General features: G+C 44.5%; 3 protein-coding genes and 2 pseudogenes. 3 read left to right on the top strand and 2 right to left on the bottom strand.

The annotated features are described in order from the left end of the window. The 3 genes and pseudogenes from WC615_RS22645 to WC615_RS22635 all read left to right on the top strand — a co-directional run. Nucleotides 1–1577: pseudogene (locus tag WC615_RS22645) on the top strand (LmbE family protein); the annotation flags it as partial. Nucleotides 1578–1641: 64 nt separating this feature from the next. Further along, on the top strand, nucleotides 1642–1839 hold the full coding sequence (locus WC615_RS22640; protein ID WP_372980304.1) for a hypothetical protein: 198 nt from the start codon (nucleotides 1642–1644) through the stop codon (nucleotides 1837–1839). A 111-nt stretch (nucleotides 1840–1950) separates the two neighbouring features. Then, on the top strand, nucleotides 1951–3648 hold the full coding sequence (locus tag WC615_RS22635; RefSeq protein ID WP_372980303.1) for a sodium:solute symporter: 1698 nt from the start codon (nucleotides 1951–1953) through the stop codon (nucleotides 3646–3648). A gap of 214 nt (nucleotides 3649–3862) precedes the next feature. Here WC615_RS22635 and dtd read toward each other — a convergent pair whose 3' ends face one another. Together dtd and WC615_RS22625 are read right to left on the bottom strand one after the other, a co-directional pair. Beyond that, on the bottom strand, nucleotides 3863–4315 hold the full coding sequence (gene dtd, locus WC615_RS22630; protein WP_372980302.1) for a D-aminoacyl-tRNA deacylase: 453 nt from the start codon (nucleotides 4313–4315) through the stop codon (nucleotides 3863–3865). Nucleotides 4316–4356: 41 nt separating this feature from the next. Next, a pseudogene (locus WC615_RS22625) lies at nucleotides 4357–4574 on the bottom strand (ribosome small subunit-dependent GTPase A); the annotation flags it as partial.

The raw sequence follows: 4574 nt of genomic DNA, 5'->3' as shown, positions 1-4574 counted from the left end.
TACTGGGCGATGTTGACCAAACTGTCGCCACAAATAAAGCCTTCCAAACCGTAAGATTAACCGAAGTGGCCAACTCAAGCTATGATTACTGGCACAAGCAAAAAACAAAGGAGTTAAAAGACCTGATAGCGCAGTGCGCAGGGTTGTGGTTTGAGAGTTATGCGACTGAGCCATCTTATGCAATTGGTGATAGCATGATTATAATTAATCAAATTATTAATAGAAATAATGCCGGCATTAATGATCTGGTTGTTAATAGTGGGGGCAGAAGCAAAAGCCGGATAACAGGTACTGACGCCTATAATTTACCTGGTGATAAAATTACAACTGCTGAATTTGAGGGTAAAGGAAAAATTCCTGCTAACTATATAACCCAACCATATTGGTTGGTTAGTCCTCACGGAATTGGTGCATACGCCTTACCAAACGATACATTAGCTGGATTTCCGGAAAATCCTAATGCTGCTAAAACCACTTTTACATTTAATTTTAATGGGAAGGAAATAAGTTACGAGCGTAATATAGTTTTCAAATATGTTGACCCTGCCCGAGGCGAAATTTATCAACCTCTGGAAATAGCCCCACCCGTTACCGCTAACATTGCCGAAAAGGTATACATCTATAATAACACCCAGCCGCAAACTGTGCAGGTAAAACTAAAAAGCTTTACCAATGCCAGCGGCAGTATCAGCATAAAACCCGTTGCAGGTTGGAAGATCAGTCCCGAAAAGATAGATTTTACCGGTAAAAACAAAGGTGATGAATGGACGGTAGCATTTAACGTTATCCCAACCAATAATAAGCCAAATACCAGTAACCTGGAAGTTATCGCGACAGCAAACGGCAAAGCGTTTTCGCAAGGTTTATTAAATATTAAATATAACCACGTGCCTGCCATCACCATCTTCCCGCCGGCGCAGGCCAAGCTGGTAAATATCGACCTTAAAACAGCAGGCAAGAAAATAGGCTACATAGCCGGCGCCGGCGATTTGGTACCCGATGCCCTGCGCGAAGTGGGTTATGATGTTCACCAACTTACTGAGATCGAAATTATCAACGGCGACCTGTCTGTTTACGACGCCATTGTAACCGGCGTGCGTGCCTATAACGTAAACGAACGCCTGGCCTATGAGCAACCAAAATTATTAGAGTATGTAAAAAATGGCGGTAACCTGGTTGTGCAATACAACAACAACAATGGTTTGGTAACAAAGCAAATTGGCCCGTACCCATTCCGGGTAGTAAACGAGCGCGTTACCGAGGAAGATGCCAAAGTAACCTTTACCGAGCCGCAAAACCCCGTGCTTAATTATCCCAATAAAATAACCGCTGCCGATTTTAACGACTGGATCCAGGAACGCGGGTTATATTTTGTTAGCAGTATTGACAGCCAGTATAGCACTCCGCTGCAAATGAACGATACCGGCATGGAACCAAATAAGGGCGCATTAATTGTAACAAACTTTGGCAAAGGGCGTTTTGTTTACACATCGCTGGCTTTCTTCAGGGAATTGCCTGCCGGTGTACCCGGTGCTTACAGGTTATTTGTTAATTTGTTAAGCAAGCCAAAAAACTAACAATTCAATTAGGCATCAATACTTTTATACACTAAATTTGCAGCACATTATTTAACAAAATACTATGTCACACCATCATCACCCGCACAAAGAAGAAAAAAACTACGATTACATATATTACCTTGTTGCCTTAATTAGCGGCATGTTTGTAGGCGCTATTGTTGAAAGAGGCTTTATCTGGATCCCGGTAGGTGGTGTTTTCGGTTTATTAACCGCAGCGCTGTTCATCAAATTCCTGGTGAAAGGCCGTGAAGAGGTCTAAGGATAGCGACCTTCCCTCGTTTATAAAAAACTGGAACCAGTTTTACGGTATTGTTATCGTATGGCTGGTTTTTTTAATTTTAGTATTTTGGCTCATTACAAGATCTTTTGAATGAGTTTAACCGATTGGATAGTTTTAGGCTTCACCCTGCTTGCCATAGTTGCCTACGGCGTATGGAAAAGCGGCAGCAGTAAAAACATCGACCAATACATGGGCAACCGCTCGCTCCCCTGGTATCACGTCGGCTTATCTGTTATGGCCACACAGGCCAGCGCCATTACCTTTTTATCCGCCCCCGGCCAGGCCTATAGCGATGGGATGCGTTTTGTGCAGTTCTATTTCGGCCTGCCGCTGGCCATGATCGTACTATGCATCACGTTTGTACCCATATTCCATAAGCTTAAAGTTTACACCGCTTACGAGTTTTTAGAGCAACGGTTCGATCTAAAAACCCGGGCGCTTACCTCTATTTTGTTCCTGATCCAGCGCGGGCTATCCACAGCTATAACTATTTATGCCCCGGCCATTATCCTGTCGGGTATATTGCATATCAATACTACTTACACTACACTGTTTATAGGCGGGTTGGTTTTGTTCTACACCGTTTACGGCGGGGCAAAGGCGGTATCGTATACCCAGCTGCTGCAAATGAGCATCATTTTTACCGGCATGTTTGTGGCCGGTGTTTTTGTGGTGATGTTAATGCCGCAAAATGTAGGCTTTGGCAAAGCCATTAAACTGGCAGGCAACATGGGCCGCATGAACGTTATCGACTGGAAATTTGACCCCAACAACCGTTACAACATCTGGAGTGGTATCATCGGCGGTTTCTTTTTGCAGTTATCTTATTTCGGGACAGACCAGAGCCAGGTTGGGCGCTACCTAACCGGTAGTACAGTTGGGCAGAGCAGGCTTGGCCTCATCATGAACGGACTAATAAAAGTACCGATGCAATTCTTAATACTATTATTAGGCGTACTCGTGTTCAGTTTTTACCAGTTTAACAGGCCGCCGGTTTTCTTTAACAATTACGAGGTTGAGCAGGTAAAGAAAAGCCAATACGCACCGCAATTTAATCAGCTGGAAAAACAGTATGCCGATGCTTTCGATCAAAAGAAACAAAAAACCGAGGGCCTAGTAAAGGCACTGGATAGCAAAGACCAACAGCAAATAACCGGCGCAAAAGCCGACCTTAAAACTGCCGAGGCGCAGGCTGATACCATCCGCAAGCAAGCGATCAGTGTCATCAAAAAAAGTAGCGGTAATGATAGCGTGAATGATACTAATTACGTATTCCTCACTTTTGTAACGCATTACCTGCCAAAAGGATTAATAGGCTTACTTATCGCTATTATCTTCCTGGCATCCATGGGCTCTACCGCAAGCGGGTTGAACGCGCTGGGGTCAACCACGGTAATAGATATTTACAAGCGTATTATAAAACCCGGCCAATCCGAACAACGCTATGTTACCGCATCGCGCCTGGCAACCGTTTTTTGGGGACTGGTTTGTATAGGCATGGCGCTTTACGCCAGCAAAATAGGTAATTTGTTAGAGGCCGTGAACCAGTTAGGCTCCTACATATACGGAACTATATTAGGCGTATTCATCGTGGCCTTCTACCTTAAAAAGATCCAGGGAACTGCAGTATTTGTAGCCGCGGTTATTACCGAAGCCATAATATGCGTAATGGGTTATTACGAAACCGTGGCTTACCTGTGGCTGAATGCCATTGGCTGTATCGGGGTGATTATTATCGCCTTGGTATTGAATGGCTTTATAAAGGATAATAAAGCGGTAGTTAATTAAACTGATTATTCTCCCCACCCTCTTTGCGTAGCAGAGAGGGTCGACAAACGAAGTGATGTCGGGGTGAGTAAAATTAATGAAGTGGAACCTACCCCGCAATCGCTCGGCTCCAGCCGAGTGATAACTATTTTAAGGCCTCCGGCCGCCACCAGCATACAGCGGCGGGACGCCGTGTAATAATAGTCACTCGGCAGGAGCCGAGCGACGGCAAGCTCTACTCTCTAACCTTCGTATCTATAGTAATAGTCACTGGCCCATCGTTTACTAAGCTTACTTTCATATCAGCACCAAAAATCCCCGTGGCTATTTTTTTACCGGTGATGGTTTCGAGTGTTTTGATCATTTGCTCATACATCGGGATGGCTTTATCCGGCCTTGCCGCGCGGATGAAAGACGGGCGGTTTCCTTTTTTAGTTTGCGCGAACAAGGTGAATTGGGAGATCAATAGAATATCACCGTTAATATCAGCAAGGCCTTTATTCATCAATCCATTTTCATCGCCAAATACGCGCAGACCGGTTATTTTTTGGGCGAGCCATTGTAGGTCTTCGTCTGTATCGGCATCTTCCACACCCAACAAAACCATAAAACCAATGCCAATTTGCCCGGTGATGTTACCATCCACTTTGCATGATGCTTCTGAAACCCGCTGTATTACTGCACGCATTGTTGCTTTTGACTTTTTACTTTAAACTTTTGACTTCTCCATTAAGCCCTTGTATCATTCCCATGATAAATGCTCAAATAGCTATCATATCTTGATTGTGCTATTTCGCCTTCTTCCAGCGCATCAAGCACTGCGCAGCCCGGCTCGTTGATATGGCGGCAGTTATTAAAACGGCATTGGTTCATCCGTTCGCGCATTTCGGGGAAGAAATGGCTTAGCACTTCTTTTTCTATGTCGATAACACCCAACTCGCGGATAC

Source organism: Mucilaginibacter sp., from assembly GCF_041663085.1.
In the GTDB taxonomy this organism is placed as follows: Bacteria; Bacteroidota; Bacteroidia; order Sphingobacteriales; family Sphingobacteriaceae; genus Mucilaginibacter.
The sequence above is the reverse complement of the archived record's forward strand: the minus strand, read 5'-3'. Positions and strand labels throughout refer to the sequence as shown.

Excerpts from the sequence above, each read along its gene's own strand:
- dtd (WP_372980302.1), bottom strand. The coding sequence starts at position 4,315 with ATGCGTGCAGTAATACAGCGGGTTTCAGAAGCATCATGCAAAGTGGAT.
- WC615_RS22635 (WP_372980303.1), top strand. The coding sequence starts at position 1,951 with ATGAGTTTAACCGATTGGATAGTTTTAGGCTTCACCCTGCTTGCCATA.
- WC615_RS22640 (WP_372980304.1), top strand. The coding sequence starts at position 1,642 with ATGTCACACCATCATCACCCGCACAAAGAAGAAAAAAACTACGATTAC.